Origin of the sequence: Paenibacillus glycinis (genome assembly GCF_009909185.1) — a bacterium.
In the GTDB taxonomy this organism is placed as follows: domain Bacteria; phylum Bacillota; class Bacilli; order Paenibacillales; family Paenibacillaceae; genus Paenibacillus_Z; species Paenibacillus_Z glycinis.
In genome coordinates this window covers 113,999-130,317 of sequence record NZ_JAAAMV010000017.1, presented here as the reverse complement: position 1 = coordinate 130,317, position 16,319 = coordinate 113,999, and the positions used below count along the sequence as shown (strand labels likewise).

15 protein-coding genes and 1 tRNA gene are annotated in these 16,319 nt (G+C 59.3%); 4 read left to right on the top strand and 12 right to left on the bottom strand.

All coding sequences use genetic code 11. From position 1 onward, the window contains the following. Positions 1 to 38: 38 nt before the first annotated feature. From ispG to GT019_RS18585, 5 genes are all read right to left on the bottom strand, one after another. Positions 39 to 1,160, bottom strand: a complete 1,122-nt coding sequence (gene ispG / locus GT019_RS18605; RefSeq protein WP_161744684.1) for a flavodoxin-dependent (E)-4-hydroxy-3-methylbut-2-enyl-diphosphate synthase — start codon at positions 1,158 to 1,160, stop codon at positions 39 to 41. A gap of 101 nt (positions 1,161 to 1,261) precedes the next feature. Then, complete coding sequence (gene clpX / locus GT019_RS18600; protein ID WP_161744683.1) at positions 1,262 to 2,518, bottom strand: ATP-dependent protease ATP-binding subunit ClpX; 1,257 nt, start codon at positions 2,516 to 2,518, stop codon at positions 1,262 to 1,264. Positions 2,519 to 2,552: 34 nt separating this feature from the next. After that, complete coding sequence (gene clpP, locus GT019_RS18595; protein WP_161744682.1) at positions 2,553 to 3,134, bottom strand: ATP-dependent Clp endopeptidase proteolytic subunit ClpP; 582 nt, start codon at positions 3,132 to 3,134, stop codon at positions 2,553 to 2,555. A 216-nt stretch (positions 3,135 to 3,350) separates the two neighbouring features. Then, entirely contained in the window at positions 3,351 to 4,652 is a 1,302-nt protein-coding gene (gene tig / locus GT019_RS18590) for a trigger factor (RefSeq protein ID WP_161744681.1), read from the bottom strand. Between the two features lie 91 nt (positions 4,653 to 4,743). Then, complete coding sequence (locus GT019_RS18585; protein ID WP_161744680.1) at positions 4,744 to 5,625, bottom strand: hypothetical protein; 882 nt, start codon at positions 5,623 to 5,625, stop codon at positions 4,744 to 4,746. 285 nt (positions 5,626 to 5,910) lie between these two features. On the opposite strand from GT019_RS18585, the gene GT019_RS18580 reads away from it, so the two are divergent. Together GT019_RS18580 and GT019_RS18575 are read left to right on the top strand one after the other, a co-directional pair. After that, positions 5,911 to 5,987 (top strand) — tRNA-Arg (locus GT019_RS18580). Positions 5,988 to 6,198: 211 nt separating this feature from the next. Further along, on the top strand, positions 6,199 to 7,071 hold the full coding sequence (locus GT019_RS18575) for an SDR family oxidoreductase (RefSeq protein WP_161744679.1): 873 nt from the start codon (positions 6,199 to 6,201) through the stop codon (positions 7,069 to 7,071). A 59-nt stretch (positions 7,072 to 7,130) separates the two neighbouring features. Here the strand turns inward: GT019_RS18575 and GT019_RS18570 are convergent, their stop codons facing one another. From GT019_RS18570 to GT019_RS18560, 3 genes are all read right to left on the bottom strand, one after another. Continuing rightward, positions 7,131 to 8,462 carry a 5'-deoxyadenosine deaminase gene (locus GT019_RS18570; RefSeq protein ID WP_161744678.1) on the bottom strand — a complete coding sequence of 444 codons (1,332 nt, stop codon included), beginning with the start codon at positions 8,460 to 8,462 and terminating at the stop codon, positions 7,131 to 7,133. A 101-nt stretch (positions 8,463 to 8,563) separates the two neighbouring features. Continuing rightward, entirely contained in the window at positions 8,564 to 8,911 is a 348-nt protein-coding gene (locus GT019_RS18565; RefSeq protein WP_161744677.1) for a hypothetical protein, read from the bottom strand. After that, positions 8,908 to 9,264 (bottom strand): hypothetical protein, encoded by a 357-nt coding sequence (locus GT019_RS18560; RefSeq protein ID WP_235948615.1) that lies wholly within the window; start codon positions 9,262 to 9,264, stop codon positions 8,908 to 8,910. Before GT019_RS18560 ends, GT019_RS18565 begins: the two co-directional genes overlap by 4 nt. A gap of 189 nt (positions 9,265 to 9,453) precedes the next feature. Here GT019_RS18560 and asnB point away from each other — a divergent pair, with 189 nt between their 5' ends. Continuing rightward, positions 9,454 to 11,298, top strand: coding sequence for an asparagine synthase (glutamine-hydrolyzing) (gene asnB / locus GT019_RS18555; protein ID WP_161744676.1), 1,845 nt, complete (start codon positions 9,454 to 9,456; stop codon positions 11,296 to 11,298). 139 nt (positions 11,299 to 11,437) lie between these two features. On the opposite strand, the gene rdgB is transcribed toward asnB, so the two are convergent. The 3 genes from rdgB to GT019_RS18540 all read right to left on the bottom strand — a co-directional run bounded on the left by rdgB (position 11,438) and on the right by GT019_RS18540 (position 14,019). Continuing rightward, the gene (gene rdgB / locus GT019_RS18550) at positions 11,438 to 12,079 is read right to left on the bottom strand and encodes an RdgB/HAM1 family non-canonical purine NTP pyrophosphatase (protein ID WP_161744675.1); all 642 of its coding nucleotides are present in this window, start codon (positions 12,077 to 12,079) and stop codon (positions 11,438 to 11,440) included. Then, positions 12,076 to 12,822, bottom strand: a complete 747-nt coding sequence (rph, locus tag GT019_RS18545; RefSeq protein ID WP_161744674.1) for a ribonuclease PH — start codon at positions 12,820 to 12,822, stop codon at positions 12,076 to 12,078. Before rph ends, rdgB begins: the two co-directional genes overlap by 4 nt. Before the next feature lie 141 nt (positions 12,823 to 12,963). After that, complete coding sequence (locus GT019_RS18540) at positions 12,964 to 14,019, bottom strand: GerMN domain-containing protein (RefSeq protein WP_161744673.1); 1,056 nt, start codon at positions 14,017 to 14,019, stop codon at positions 12,964 to 12,966. Positions 14,020 to 14,182: 163 nt separating this feature from the next. On the opposite strand from GT019_RS18540, the gene GT019_RS18535 reads away from it, so the two are divergent. Further along, positions 14,183 to 14,722, top strand: coding sequence for a phosphatidylglycerophosphatase A family protein (locus GT019_RS18535; RefSeq protein ID WP_235948613.1), 540 nt, complete (start codon positions 14,183 to 14,185; stop codon positions 14,720 to 14,722). A gap of 123 nt (positions 14,723 to 14,845) precedes the next feature. Here GT019_RS18535 and hemG read toward each other — a convergent pair whose 3' ends face one another. Then, positions 14,846 to 16,312 carry a protoporphyrinogen oxidase gene (hemG, locus tag GT019_RS18530; protein ID WP_161744671.1) on the bottom strand — a complete coding sequence of 489 codons (1,467 nt, stop codon included), beginning with the start codon at positions 16,310 to 16,312 and terminating at the stop codon, positions 14,846 to 14,848. Positions 16,313 to 16,319: the final 7 nt, after the last annotated feature.

Sequence of the window (16,319 nt, the reverse complement as noted above, 5' to 3'; positions counted from 1 at the left end):
CGGATGGAATAATCGCGCTATTCGACTAAAGTTTGTTCTTATGCGGTTACGTGCGCGCCAGGCTGATGCTTGCGGCCGGGAATTTCGCCCGTCTCCTCGAACACGCGCACGATTTCGTCGATTTCTTTCTTCAGCTCCGAGAGCAGCTCCGCTTCCGGCACCTTGCGGATCATTTCCCCGTACCGGAACAGCATGCCTTCGCCGCGGGCGCCGGCGATGCCGATATCCGCCTCGCGCGCTTCTCCCGGTCCGTTGACCGCGCAGCCCAGCACCGATACCTTGATCGGTACTTTGATCTTGCTGATATAGTCCTCGACTTCGTTGGCGATCGAGAACAAGTCGATATCCAAACGGCCGCAGGTCGGGCAGGACACGAGCGTTGCCGCGTTGGTGATGAGGCCGAACGTTTTGAGCAGCTCGCGCGCCACCTTCACCTCTTCGACCGGATCGGCGCTCAGGCTGATCCGGACCGTGTTGCCGATGCCCATGGAGAGCAGCGCGCCGATGCCGGCAGAGCTCTTGATCGTGCCGGTATGCAGCGTTCCCGCTTCCGTAATGCCGAGGTGAAGCGGATAGCGGATGACTTCCGCCGCCATGCGGTACGCCGCGATCGCCATCGGAACGTCGGATGCCTTCAGCGACACGATGATATCGTGGAAATCCAGCTCTTCCAGGATACCGATATGGTACAAGGCGCTCTCCACCATCGCTTCCGGCGTCGGATAGCCGTACTTCTCGAGCAGGTGGTTCTCGAGCGAACCGGCGTTAACGCCGATCCGGATCGGAATGTTGCGTTCCTTGCAGGCTTTGACGACGGCCTCGACCTTCTCGCGCCGGCCGATGTTGCCGGGATTGATCCGGACTTTGTCCACGCCGTTCTCGATCGCGGCCAACGCCAGACGGTAGTCGAAATGAATGTCCGCGACAAGCGGGATATGAATCCGTTTCTTGATTTCCTTGATGGCTTCCGCCGCTTCTTTATTGTTCACCGTGACGCGGACGATCTGGCAGCCTGCTTCTTCCAGCCGCAAAATCTCGGCGACGGTCGCTTCGACGTCGGCCGTCTTCGTCGTGCACATGCTTTGGATAATGACTTCGTCGCTGCCGCCGATCGTCAGCGGACCGACCTTGACCGGAACCGTATCCTTGCGCAAATACATGATAAAACCTCTCCCATGAACGTCAAAGTCCACCCCTGCAAACCGCAATCGTCAGACCGCAGCAAGCAGAGGTGGAAGCATTTGAGGTGTTATTTAGTGGATCAGGCGCTTTCTTCCTTCTTCTTGCCCTTCTTGGAAACAAGCTCCGGCATGATCCGGTCCTGAACGACCTTCTCCGTAATGAGGCAGCTGCTGACGTCGTCGCGCGAAGGCACTTCGTACATCACGTCGAGCATCAAGCCCTCGATGATCGCGCGCAGGCCGCGCGCGCCCGTATTCCGTTTGATCGCTTCCTTGGCAATCGCTTCGAGCGCGCCCATTTCGAACTCGAGCTTCACGTTGTCCATCTCCAGCAGCTTCTGATACTGCTTCACGAGCGCGTTTTTCGGCTCGGAGAGGATACGGACCAGCGCGCTTTCGTCAAGCGGCTCCAGCGTCGAGATGACCGGCAGACGGCCGACGAACTCTGGAATGAGACCGAACTTGAGCAAATCCTCCGGCAGCACCATCGACAGGTATTCGCCTGCTTTCAGGTCCTTCTGGCCATCGCCCGCCGTATTGAAGCCGATGACTTTCTTGCCGATCCGGCGTTTGATCAGCTGCTCCAGACCGTCGAACGCACCGCCGCAAATGAACAGGATGTTCGTCGTGTCGATTTGGATGAACTCTTGATGCGGATGCTTGCGGCCGCCTTGCGGCGGTACGGACGCAACCGTGCCCTCCAAGATTTTGAGCAAGGCTTGCTGCACGCCTTCGCCGGAAACGTCGCGCGTGATCGACGGATTCTCCGACTTGCGCGCCACTTTATCGATCTCGTCGATATAAATGATGCCGCGTTCGGCTTTCTCCACGTCGTAATCCGCCGCTTGGATAAGCTTCAGCAAGATGTTCTCGACGTCCTCGCCGACATAGCCGGCTTCGGTAAGCGAAGTCGCGTCCGCGATCGCGAACGGCACGTTGAGGATTTTCGCCATCGTTTGCGCGAGCAGCGTCTTACCGGAACCCGTCGGTCCGACGAGCAAGATATTGCTCTTCTGGAGCTCGACGTCTTCCAGCTTGTTCTGCGAATTCACGCGCTTGTAGTGGTTGTATACCGCTACGGAGAGCGATTTCTTCGCTTGCTCCTGGCCAATGACGTATTGATCCAAAATATTGCGGATATCGCGCGGTTTCGGAATGTCCTTCAGATCGAGCTCTTCTTCGTGCCCGAGCTCCTCCTCGACGATTTCCGTGCACAGCTCGATACATTCATCGCATATATAAACGCCCGGTCCGGCGACAAGCTTGCGCACTTGATCCTGCGATTTACCGCAGAACGAGCATTTCAATTGACCTTTTTCGTCGTTGAATTTAAACATGAGTTTTCACCCCTTCTTGTTGGTTCGACTGTCTTTATAAGGACGTGACGACTTTATCGATCAGGCCGTAGTTCAATGCTTCTTCGGCGCTCATGAAGTTGTCGCGGTCCGTGTCGCGGTCGATACGTTCGTATGGCTGACCCGTCCGGTCCGACAGAATTTGATTCAGCTTCTTCTTCGTCTTCAGGATCCAATCCGCGTGGATCGCGATATCGGAAGCTTGCCCGCGCACGCCGCCAAGCGGCTGATGGATCATGACTTCGCTGTTCGGCAGCGCGAAACGCTTGCCTTTGGCGCCCGCCGTCAGCAGCAGCGACCCCATGCTTGCGGCCAAACCGACGCAAATGGTCGAAACGTCCGGCTTAATAAACTGCATCGTATCGAAAATACCCATGCCTGCAGTTACGGAACCGCCCGGTGAGTTAATGTACAGATGAATATCCTTCTCCGGATCATCGGCGGCCAGGAACAGCAGCTGCGCGATGACGGCATTAGCTACGTCGTCGTCGATCGCACTTCCCAGAAAAATTATCCGATCCTTCAAAAGACGGGAGTAAATATCGTAAGAACGCTCTCCCCGATTCGTTTGCTCAACGACCATAGGTACCAGATTCATGCGACCAACCTTCTTTCGTTATCGACTTGTAAATCACAACTTATTCTAACATGTTCCGAATGCAATGTCATTTTTCTGAATACTACAGTATACGATACGGGCAAATACATATGTACGTGACTGGCTCCGCACCGCGAAAAACCGTCGGTGAGGATAAAATAAGGCACGCGTTAAACGTGCCTTATCGGTAATGGAGTTTGAATTGTCGGCGGCGTCTTAAGCGACTGCCGTTTCGGTCTTGCTGTTGTCGAGCAGGAACTTGATCGTTTTGCGCAGGACCAGATCTTCCTTGATGTTGTCCAGGTTGCCGTTCGCTTCGAAAATCTCGCGCAGTTCGGCTGCAGGACGGTTGTATTGGCCGGAAAGGTTCTCAAGCTCTTCGTTCAGGTCTTCGTCGCCTACCGTAATGCCTTCGATTTTGGCGATTTGCTCCAGAACGAGATTGTTGCGAACGCGTTTCTCGGCATCGCTGCGCATTTGGCCGCGAAGCGCCGCTTCGTCTTGGCCGGAGAACTGGTAGTACAGTTCAAGATTCATGCCTTGCGTGCGGAGACGGTTCTCGAAATCGCGCAGCATGAACGTCGTTTCGGATTCGATCATCGCTTCCGGAATATCGACCACGGCAACTTCGGCCGCTTTCTCGACGACGGCCGCTTCGCGCGCGGATTCGTTCTCTTTCGCTTTGCGCTCGGACAATTTCGTCTTCAGATCGGCTTTGTATTCGTCAAGCGTATCGAACTCGCTTACGTCTTTGGCGAACTCGTCGTCGAGCGCAGGCAGGTTCTTGCGTTTGATTTCATGCAGCTTCACTTTGAACACGGCAGCTTTGCCGGCCAGGTTCTCGGCATGGTAAGCCTCCGGGAACGTGACTTCGATGTCTTTGTAATCGCCGGTTTGCATGCCTACGACTTGCTCTTCGAAGCCGGGAATGAACGAACCGGAACCGAGCTCCAGGGAATGGCGCTCGCTTTTGCCGCCTTCGAACGCTTCGCCGTCGACGTAACCGTCGAAATCGATGACCGTGATATCGCCAGTCTCCGCCGCGCCTTCTTCAAGGACCGTCAGCTCGGCATGACGCTGTTGCAGGCGGTTCAGCTCGGCCGCGACTTCTTCTTCCGTGACTTCCGCTTCGGCCGCGGGCACTTCAAGGCCTTTGTACTCGCCAAGCTCGACTTCGGGCTTAACCGTTACTTTGGCGGTGTACTTGAACGTCTGGCCTTTCGCGAATTGCTCGACGTCGATCTCCGGACGGTCGACCGGGAACACGCCGGTTTCTTTCAGCGCTTCCGAGTAGGTATCGGGAAGCAGGATGTCGATCGCGTCTTGGTACAGGCTTTCGATGCCGAAACGGGCTTCGAAAATGCTCCGCGGCACTTTGCCTTTGCGGAAACCGGGAACGTTTACTTTCTGAACGACCTTCTTGAATGCTTTGTCGATCGCTTCGTTAACTTGTCCTGCCTCAACTTCAACGTTGATCGAGACAAGATTCTTGTCTATTTTTTCCCATGTTGCTGTCATGTTATGCTTTCCCCTCCAAATTAAATAACGCTTCTGCGTCAGATCTTACCCGTAATAAACCATTCTATTATACTCAACAATCAGACGAATATCAAGACTTGCCCCCGTCGTCCTCCAAACGCAATTGCACGATTTGGCGAAGCGTCCGGCAAGCCTGTTCGTACCGGAAGCGGAGCGCGTCCGTAATGCCGTATGTATCCCGGACTTCGTCGTCGTTGACCCGTCCGTAAAGCGATAATTCCAAAACTTGGTGAAGCGCGGCGGAATAGCTGTCCACCGTCTCGTCGTCGTCGTTCTGCAGCCGTTCGTACGCCGTCGTGCCGTAAATGCATTGCAGGCACTCTTTCCATAACTCGCGCGCGAAATGAGGCAGGGACACCTCGATCACTTCGGTCACGGACTCTACCCGTTCGACGACCCTGGTCACGACCGGCGGGAATTCTTCCATGGAAAGCGGGGTCGCTTCGATCTCCAGCTCCACGAACTCGCCCATCCGCTCGAGACCGACCGTCCCCGTCACGCCCCGCTTCTTCAGGCATTGCAGCGCCTTGAACTGCAGCTCCGGATGAAGCTCCGCGCTCGTCAGCCAGTTCAGGATGACCTCGTCGACGCCCGGATGCGTCAAATACGCCGCGCGTTCCAGGGCTAGCAGCTGCTGGTCCGCCACGGGATGATGCTGCATGATATACAGCACCTGCTGCACGTAGTCCTCGTCGTACTCCGGCGGGGCGAGCGCCCGCTCGCGGAGCGCGTCCTCGTTGTCTTCGTCTTCTATGTATGCGGTCGTGCCTTTTCCCGTGCTCTCGTATCCGGGGAAGGCGACGTCAAGCCAAGTCAGCAGATTGCTCCACTCTTCGTAATGCCGCTTCTCCTCGCCTTGGCAATGGAGCAGAAAGCGCAGCAGATCCTTCGCTTCGCCGTATTGCTCGGACTCCAGAAGCCGGGTGAGGTGATTTTGGTACTGGTCGAGCATGTTAGGAAATAAGTAAACGTTCTCTCTATTGTCATCGTGGGAAGAATTGGACGTCGTAATAGAATCACCGCCTTGTTTGCCGTACTGCCCGCCGGCCTGATGTTCGGGTAGAGTTCGATTATAACACTCCATGCCGTTCATTTCCATTTTGGCCGAAGCCGATTTTTTTGAAACATGAATGCCGCTATTTTAATAGAGTCGCATGAACCGCGACGCGGCCCGTCGAATAAAATGAAGATTATGGGTTGCAATTTCAAATTGCCCATGCTATATTATTTCCTACGTGTCCCAGTAGCTCAGTTGGATAGAGCACACGCCTTCTAAGCGTGTTGTCGGGGGTTCGAATCCCTCCTGGGACGCCATTTCATTGGCTTTCGGACACGAACCCTATACTACGATATATCCAAAATCGAACCATCCTCCCGAACGCCCGGCGATAAGCCGGCGCTCGGGATTTTTTTGTTTTGCGTTAAGAATGCGAAGCCATGCGTTTAAATAAAAAGGGATCGCCGCAATATAAAGGAATGCCGTCTTTGCTCAAGCAAGCCATTTACTTTGAAGGAGTGATCCCGCATGACGCAGCAACAGCCCAAACGTCCGACATCCTTTCCCCCTCAGCACCAAGACCGGCAGCCCGGTCTCGAAAGCGAGATGAATCCGCGCCCGCAATTCCAATCGGAAGCGTACAAGCCCGCCGGCAAGCTCGCCGGCAAGGTAGCCGCGATTACCGGCGGCGACAGCGGCATCGGCCGCGCCGTCGCCCTCATGTACGCCAAGGAAGGCGCGGACGTCGCGATCGTGTACCTGGACGAGCATGACGATGCCGGGGATATTCAAGAACTCGTGGAAGGGCTCGGACGCAAATGCCTCACGATCGCCGGCGATATCGGCGATCCCGCCTTTTGCAAAGACGCCGTCGAGAAGATCGCCGACAAGCTCGGCGGGCTCGACATCGTAGTGAACAACGCCGCGGAGCAGCATCCGCAGGATAAAATCGAACAAATCACGCCGCAGCAGCTGGAACGCACGTTCAAGACGAACATCTTCGGCATGTTCTACGTCACGCAAGCCGCCATGCCGTATCTGAAGAAAGGCTCGGCCATCATTAATACCGCTTCCATCACGGCCTATCACGGGAGCCCGACGCTCCTGGATTACTCCTCGACGAAAGGCGCGATCGTCGCTTTCACCCGCTCGCTGGCGATGAATCTCGCGGAGCAGGGGATTCGGGTCAACGCGGTGGCGCCCGGTCCGATCTGGACGCCGCTCATTCCGTCGACGTTCGACGCGCAGCAGGTCGCCAAGTTCGGCGCGGACACGCCGATGAAGCGGGCGGGACAGCCGGACGAGCTGGCTCCGGCGTACGTGTATCTGGCCTGCGGCGACTCATCCTATATGAGCGGGCAGGTGCTTCACGTCAACGGCGGCGAAATCGTCAACGGCTGATGGACGCACGAAAGCCGGGAACCCTTCATGCAAGCGTCATGAAGAGTTCCCGGCTTTTTTTAGATTCGCTTGAGCAGCCGCGCGATGGAACGGTCCGCTTCGCGAAGGACGTTCCGTTTGTCGACGGTCTTCATCTTTCCCCGCTCCACGACAAGCTTGCCGTCGACCCACACGTAGGATACGTTGCCTCTAGACGCCGCGTAGACGACCCGCGAGTACGGATCCGCGTCATAGGAAGGAAACGAATGGAAATCCTCCAGGTCGAGCAGAACGGCATCCGCCTTCTTGCCCGGCTCGATGCTGCCGATCAAATGATCCAGTCCCAGCGTCCGCGCGCCGCCGATGGTCGCCATGCGCAGCACCGTCCGGGCGTTCATCGCTTCCGGGCCGCAGCGGGCTTTGTGCAGCAGCGCGGTCAAGCGCATCTCCTGAAACATGTCCAGCGTATTGTTGCAGGGCGCCCCGTCGGCGCCGATGCCCATCTCGATTCCCTGCTCCAGCAGCTCCGGCACGAGCGCCACGCCCGATGCCAGCTTCAGGTTAGAGCCCGGGCAATGCGTCATTCGCGTCCCCGTCCGCCGCAAAATATCGCGTTCTTCGTCGTCCAGCCAGATGCAATGGGCCAGCACGAGCCGAGGCGACGTCAACCCGATATGATCCAGATAAACGACATTGCGCATGCCGCGCTGCCGCATGACGAGGTCGATCTCCTCGCGGTTCTCCGCCGCGTGCGTATGCACGAGCACGTTATGCTTCGCCGAGAGATCCCTCACTTCCTTCAGCAGGCGTTCCGAGCAGGAGACGACGAAACGCGGGCAATAGGCGTATTGGATGCGGCCGCCGCCGTAGCCGTGCCATTTCTCGAGCAGCGCGGTGCTCTCGGCCACGGACCGGTCCGTCTCCTCCTGCAGCCCGGCCGGCACGTCGCCGCCCGCGTCCATCATCACTTTGCCGGAGATCGCCCGAATCCCGCCGGCCGCAAGCGCTTGAAACGCGAAATCCGTATGGCTGACCGTCTCCATGTCGAGAATCGTCGTCGTCCCGCTGCGCAGCAGCTCGCCGATGCCGAGCATCGCCGAGTAGTAGACGGATTCCTCGTCGTGCGCCGCTTCCAGCGGCCAGATGCGCGTCCGGAGCCAATCCATGAGCGCCATGTCGTCGGCCCGCCCGCGGAATATCGTCTGGCAGAGGTGGATATGCGTCTGGACGAAGCCGGGCAGCAGCAGCTTCCCTTTGGCCTCGACGACCGTGGTCCCCGCCGCGTCGTACTCCGTAATCCGTCCCCCGACGGAAACGATGATATCATCCTTGAACATGACGTCACCGGTCACTATCTCGTCCTTGTCGTTCATCGTGACGATCGTCGCATTACGCAACAGCGTCATTCCCACTGGGCAGCCCTCGCTTCCTCCGCAAGACATGCGATTGTCTTGTCAAGTATGCTCACATTGTATCATGGAAGCATGCGAAGAAGATTGAACATTCAAAAAATTTATGCCCCATCCAATAGGCGCCGAATATCGGCCCGCACGCCGGGGTAGGACAGCACCTGCTCCTTGAACGTCTCCCGTTCGCCCCAATCCGTCTTCATCGTCGGCGTATCGAACAGCTCGTCGGTCAAATCCGCGAACGCTTGATGCAGGCTGTTGTCGTACCAGTCGATCTCGCTTCTGGCATCGTTGCTCACGACCGCGATCATATCGTAATCATTGTCCCGGGACTGGCCGAAATAGGCAAGCAGCTCCGGCGTCTGCGCGTCGCTCGTCCGCACCTCGACCTCCGCGCAGTGCAGGCCGTCCCGGTCGGCGGCCCTTCTGACATGCGCTTCCGTCACGATCATTGCAGGCTCCCTTCCGGAAACAGTCCCATCGTCGCCACATGATGCTTCGTTTCGTCGGTTCCCAGCTCGTAGAGCAGCCGGTAAATATCGACGAGCAGCCCGTCGGTGCCGGCGTTAATCTGCTTGTCGGACGCGGAACGGAACGGACTCAACGCGTAGACGGACGCTTGCGCCTCGTCCATCGATGCATACTCCTCCATCAGCTCCTGCAGCCGGTTGAGCTCCTCCTCGTTCGCCGTGATCGCAAGCTCGTACGACGTGACCGTCGGGTCTTCCAGGATCGACCCGGCCTGAACGGATACGTAATAGGGCTTTCGTTCATAATAGGATGCCTCGTGCTCGTTGGCCATCATTGAAAACTCCCTTCTAAACGTTTTGTGCGCGTGCTCGCAGCCGGTCTGCCGGCAAGGAAAACAAAACTGCTTCGAAAGCATGATCCCGGCTCTAGCATCCCCCCGCGGACAGACATTTTATCCATCTCATGGGCATAACCATTCTAGTATCGCTGTTTTTAACCCTGCATCAGGAAAGGAATGAGAACCATGTGTGGATTCACGGGCTGGATCGATTGGACCGCTGACCTGACGAAACAATCCATCATCCTGGAGAAAATGACCGGTACGCTGGCAAACCGCGGCCCGGACGCCTCCGGTACCTGGATCTCGCCGCATTGCGCGCTCGGCCACCGCAGACTCTCCGTCATCGATCCCGCGAACGGAGCGCAGCCGATGGTTCGCATGTCCGACGACGATACCTATGTCCTCGTGTACAACGGGGAGCTCTATAACGCGCCCGAGTTGAAGAAAGAATTGGAGAGCCGCGGAAGGCGTTTTACGACGACCTGCGACACCGAGGTGCTGCTCGTCGCTTATATGGAGTGGGGACCGTCCTGCGTGGAGCGGTTCAACGGCATATTTGCCTTCGCGCTGTGGGATTCCCGGGAAGAGCGGCTGTTCATTGCCCGCGACCGGCTCGGCGTCAAGCCGTTCTTCTTCTCCAAGCAGCTCGGCCGCTTCATTTTCGGCTCGGAGCCGAAGGCGCTGCTGGCGCATCCCGAGGTGAAGCCGGAGGTCGGACCCGAGGGCTTGGCGGAAATCTTCATCGTCGGACCGGCGAGAACGCCCGGCGTCGGCGTCTATCGCGACATCTCGGAGCTGCTTCCCGGTCAATGCGCGATCGTGAATCGGGCCGGCACGCAGATCTCGCATTATTGGAGGCTGGAAAGCCGACCGCATACGGAGAACGTGGAGCAGACCGCCCGGACCGTCGGCGATCTGCTGAAGGATACGGTGGAACGCCAGCTCGTCTCCGACGTCCCGCTCTGCACTCTCCTCTCGGGCGGCCTGGATTCCAGCGCGCTCACGTCGCTGGCGGTGAATTACTATAACGAGACCGGGCAGGGAACGGTCCATACGTTCTCGGTCGATTATGTCGATAACGACAAGCACTTCAAATCCCATGCGTTCCAGCCCAACGCCGACGCGCCGTGGATCGAGCGCATGACGACGCATCTGGGCACGATCCACCATCCGAAGGTCATCGACACGCCGGAGCTTGTCGGCGCCCTCCATGAGGCGATGACGGCGCGGGATATGCCGGGTATGGCCGACGTGGACTCGTCGCTGCTCCTGTTCTGCCGGGAAATCAAGAAGGAAGCGACCGTGGCGATCTCCGGCGAAGCGGCGGACGAAATCTTCGGCGGCTACCCGTGGTTCCACCGGGAAGACGCGCTGAGCGCCGGCACCTTCCCTTGGTCGCTGGCCGCCGGGATGCGGGCCGACCTGCTCTCGCAGGACGTCGCCGCCTGGATTCGGCCGCTCGAGTACATCGGCGACCGTTACCTCGACGCCGTCGCGGAGGTCCCGCATCTCCCGGGCGAGGACGCGGCGGCGCGCAAGATGCGGCAGATGTCGTACCTCAACATCACCCGGTTCATGCCGACGCTGCTGGACCGCAAGGACCGCATGAGCATGGCGGTCGGCCTGGAGGTGCGCGTGCCGTTTTGCGATCACCGGCTCGTGGACTACGTGTTCAATATTCCGTGGGAAATCAAAACGGCGGGCGACCGGGAAAAGGGCATTTTGCGCAAAGGGCTGGAGGGCGTCCTGCCGCACGACGTCCTGTACCGCAAGAAAAGCCCGTACCCGAAGACGCATAATCCGAACTACCTGAATGCGGTTCGCGCGCAGCTGCTCGAGGTGATCAACGAAGGCAATTCTCCGCTGCTCCCGCTTATCAACGTGAAAAAAATCCGTCAGCTGGCGGAATCGGAAGAAGCCAGCTCCAACCTGCCGTGGTTCGGCCAGCTGATGTCCGGACCGCAGCTGTTCGCGTATCTGCTGCAGATGGATATGTGGCTGCGCGATTATAACGTCGTGATCCGTTAAGGGCGACCGAGCGCGAGCGCTCTCCATGCCGAAAAGCCAAAAACCCCATCCGCCGAGAGGAAGCGCGGGCGATCGTTTCGCCTGCCCCTCTGCAGATGGGGTTTATATTACGTTGGAGACCGAATCTCCCAATCGAACGCTAACGGACGTCCAGCTTCCCGAGCAAGCCGGCCAGCGCGCGGCCGCGGTGACTGATGGCCTGCTTCTCTTCCATCGTCATCTCCGCCATGCCCTTGCCCTCGGACGTCACCCAAAACAGCGGATCGTAGCCGAAGCCGCCTTCGCCCTTGGGCTGATTCATGATGAATCCGGGTACGTCGCCTTCGCTTTCCGCGAATTCGGCTGACGCCGGATCGTACAGCGCAAGCGCGCATACGAACCGCGCTTCGCCGAGCAGCTTCGTGCCGTCCGCCAGCCGTTCCGCTGCTTCGCCGCCGTTCGTCGCGCGCGCGAGTTCCCGCAGCAGCTTCTCGTTATTCCGGCTATCCGTCGCGCCTTCCCCCGAATAACGGGCGGAATACACGCCGGGCTCCCCGCCGAGCGCCGCCACTTCCAATCCGGAATCGTCCGCGAGCACCGGCATGTTCAGCGCTACTGCTACTTCCCGCGCCTTTTTGCGCGCGTTCTCCGCGAAGGTGACGCCGTCTTCCACGACGTCTGGCAGGTTGGGGTAGTCGAACATGCTGACGACCTCCATGCCAAGCTTGCCGAAAGCATGCGCGAATTCCCTCACCTTGCCCGCGTTCTTGGTCGCGACGACGACCGTTCCGCCGCGGATCATGCCCTGCCCGTCCCGATCCGGCCGCCCTTGTCGCCAAGCACTTCCAGCTGCTTCGCGATCAAGCTGGCGATGCCCTCTTCCGCGATGGCCAGCAGTCCGTTGAATTCCTCCCGCGAGAACGGCGCTTCTTCGCCGGTGCCCTGCACTTCCACGAACTTGCGGGCGCCGGTCATGACGACGTTCATGTCGACCTTCGCCTTGGAGTCCTCTTCGTAATTCAAGTCCAGCAGCGTGCGCTCCTGGATGACGCCGACGCTGACCGAAGCCAGAAAGTCGGTAAGAGGGTATTTGGCGAAAGCCTGGTTCTTGTTCAGCTTGTCCACGGCGAGCGCGAGCGCGACGAAAGCGCCGGTGATCGAGGTCGTCCGCGTGCCTCCGTCCGCTTGAAGGACGTCGCAATCCAACGTGATCGTGCGTTCTCCGAGCGCATGCAGGTCCACGACCGAGCGCAGCGCGCGCCCGATCAGCCGCTGGATTTCCATCGTGCGTCCCGTCAGCTTGCCTTTCGCCGATTCCCGATGGTTCCGAACCTGCGTCGCGCGGGGCAGCATCGCGTATTCCGCGGTAATCCAGCCTTTGCCCTGCCCTTTCATGAATGGCGGCACCCGCTCCTCGATCGAAGCGGTGCATAGCACCTTCGTATCGCCGAACTCGATGAGCACGGAGCCTTCCGCGTATTTGTTGGGTTGCAGCGTAATCGTAACCGGGCGAAGCTCGTCCGCCTGTCGTCCGTCCACTCTCATAATATGTAATCCTCCTGTCGATGGGTCCAAACCATTTTACCAAAAGCCGACCCGAAAAACATCTCCGCCGCCATCCAAGGCAAAAAAAGATCCGCCCGGGGGCGGATCAGGCATTGCCCGGGGCGGATCGCGGCTGTCGCATTACGATTTCAAGGCATTCACGTGCACGGGACGGCTGACGGGTTCGGCGTACGATTGATTGTCCGTGTCGACGAAGTCCGATTTGCCGTTCAGCTTGATTTGAACTTTGCCGAGGCCGGTATTCTCGGTCAACGACAGCACGATGGCCTTCAGCATCTCGGCAGGTTCGGGCTGGCCAGCCTGGTAGGCATCGTCCTGAAGCTCGACCGTCACGACGTCCTTCGCCTTGGTGACGTTCTTCACGATCACGTCCGGCGTGATGACCGAGTTCAGCGGCTGGTTGCCGATCGGGCCGCTGATGAGCTGCTCGATGGCCGTCTTGGCGCGGTTGTTGCTGCGGTTTACAAGCCGCGTTACCGGTACATAATAAGGCTCGTTATCCGGCGAGAGCGCGGAGAAATACAGCGTCACCTGCGCCGAAGTGCTGTAATCGATCCCGTTCGCGGCTTCCAGGTTGATGCCCACCGCGCGCGTAAGCGGTTCGTCCACCGGCATCGCGTCGACCGGCATGACCGCCAGCTCCTTGCCCTCCATCCAGATCTTGACGTTCTGGACATCCTGCAGGCTTGTCAGCGTCCAGGTCACCGCCTCGACGATTTTCCGTTCGTCCGCGGCATCGTAGTTCGCGAACTCCTTGGAGAAATCGACGATGGCGAGCTTCTGATCGGGAACGATATTCAGCTGCTTGATCGCGGTTCCCTTCGGCAGGATCGCCGAGAAGCCGTCGGGCAGCTCATTGGCGTACGGACTGCCGTCCACCATCATTTCCAGCGCTTTCTGTCCGGGCTTCTCGTCTTGTCCAAGCGCCGACATGACGGTGACCGGGGCGAGCAGACCGTTGCGGTCGCTCAAGTAAAGCGTCATTTGGGATTGGCCTTCTCCTTGCGCGGTCGTCGCGTCTTGGTCGACGTTCGTGCTGACGTCCTGCGTGTTGTTCGGCGGCGGATCGATGGATTCGCTCGCGGGCTGGGAAAACAATCCGCAGCCGGTCGTCAAGATGGGCAGAGCCAGCGCTCCGGCGAGCGCTGCCCGGCGAAACAGGCGATAATGAGTCATAAAACGTTTCCTCCCCATTTTGGATACATGGTGAAACCGGCCTTCAAACCTGCGGCATGCCGCCCTTTTGGTACAAGTCCTGCTTTGTAGTACTATGTATACGAGCCCTTCGAAGCAATTAGACCAGTTTTGTCCACGAAATCGAGACAAGGAGTGCCGACCATTGACCAAATCCGAATCCTACCAATTAAACAGCACCAAAATCGCGGAAGCCACGAAGGACTGGCTCACGAAACGCGGCGTCGCGACGTCGCAAATCGCCGAACTCGTCCTTTTTCTGCAGAAGGACTACTTCCCCGACCTCACGCACGATGAATGCGAGAAGCACGTGGAAGCCGTGCTCAGCAAGCGCGAGGTGCAAAATGCCGTCCTGACCGGCATCCAGCTCGATATCCTCGCGGAGGAAGGCAAGCTGCTCTCTCCGCTGCAGGAAATGCTCGAGAACGACGAAGGCTTATACGGCTGCGACGAGATTCTGGCCTTGTCCATCGTCAACGTATACGGCAGCATCGGCTTCACCAATTTCGGCTACGTAGACAAGCTGAAGCCCGGGATCCTGAAGAAGCTGAACGACAAGCACGACGCGGCCTGCCACACGTTCCTGGACGACATCGTCGGCGCCATCGCCGCGGCGGCCAGCAGCCGGATCGCGCACCGCAAGCAGGCCGAGCGCGAAGGCGTCATCGGCCCGCCGATCGATTGAGGCGTCGCGCCCGAAGGCACGTTAAAAAGGACGAAGCAGATGCAACGCGCATCCGCTTCGTCCTTTTTGGATTGGCGATCAAGCGGGATGCCCCGCTTGATCGCCAATTGAATATCGTACCCCTCAGCGGTCGATCGCGCGGTACACGATAGACGCCGACTCCTTGCCTTGCCGGATGCAATCCGGCAGCCCCACGCCGTCGAACGCCGCGCCGGCGATCCAGACGCCCGGCATCGTCGAGCGCAGCTGCGCCCGCAGCTTGGCGGTTGCCTGCGCATGGCCGACCGGATATTGCGGCATGGAGCGGTGAAGCCGCGTAATCTCCGTGAACAGCGGCTCCGCCGTGACCCCGAGCACGCCCCGAATGTCGCGGCGCACTGCTTCCTCCAGCGCCTCGTCGGGCAGGTCGACGACTTCCTCGTCGCCCGCGCGGCCGACGTAGCAGCGCAGCAGCACCTTGTCGCCCGGGCTGGCATGCAGCCATTTGGCCGACGTCCACGTGCACGCCGTGATCGTGGTTCCCTCGGAGCGCGGCACGACGAAGCCCGAGCCGTCGAACTCGACGCCGAACGAGGCCTTGTCGAACGCCATGACGACGTTCGCGACCGAGACGTACTTGACCGCGCGGAGCGCATCCACCGGCATATGCGGCTCAAGCAGGTCCGCGGCCTCGGAGGCCGGCGAGGTGATGACGATCCCGTCCGCGGAGAGAATCTCGCCATCGCTTAGCAGTACCTCGTACGGCGCCGCTCCTTGCTCGATATCCTCCTTGTCGTTCTGCCTGAACGCGACCGCCGACCGCCCCATCCGGCGCTCGGCGCCGGCGAGCGCCTCGTTCAGCGCCTCCAGCATCGTCGACAAGCCGTTCTTGAACGTCAAGAACATGCTGCGCTGCAGCTGCTTCGGCAGCTTGCTCGGCGCGGCCGGCGCCGCGGCGCCCTTGCGTTTGTTGGCGCGCGTGCCGCGAATGAGGCTGCCGTGGCGCATCTCCGCTTCCCGGAACTGCGGGAATGTCGATTGCAGGCTCAGCTTGGACAAGTCTCCCGCGTAAATGCCCGCCAGCAGCGGTTCCGCGATGCGTTCCGTCACTTCCGCGCCGACGCGCCGGCTCAGGAACGAACCGACGGATTCGTCGCCTTCCGCCTTGCTGGCGGGAAGCACGAAATCAAGCATCGCCCGCAGCTTGCCGCCCCAGGACAGCAGGCCCGTCTTGGCGAAGGGCATGATCTCGGTCGGCACGCCGAGCACGAGGCCCGGGGGCATGGGATGCAGCTTGCCGCGGTGCAGGATGTACGTCTTCTTCGCGGCCGGGTTCGTGCCCGTGAGCTCGTCTTGAATGCCCAGGTCGAAAGCCAGGTCGATGATCGGCGTCTTGCGCGCCAAAAACGAATCCGGCCCTTTCTCGATCACGAAGCCCTGCTTGCGCAGGGTGTTGATTTTTCCGCCGATCCGCTCCGCCGGATCGACGATCGTAATATGCGCCTCTCGTCCCCGCAGCTCCGCTTCCTTCAACAAATAAAAAGCGGAGCTGAGTCCGCTGATCCCGCCGCCGATGACGACAAAACGATCCAGCTTACCGTTACTCCGCATGCGCGAG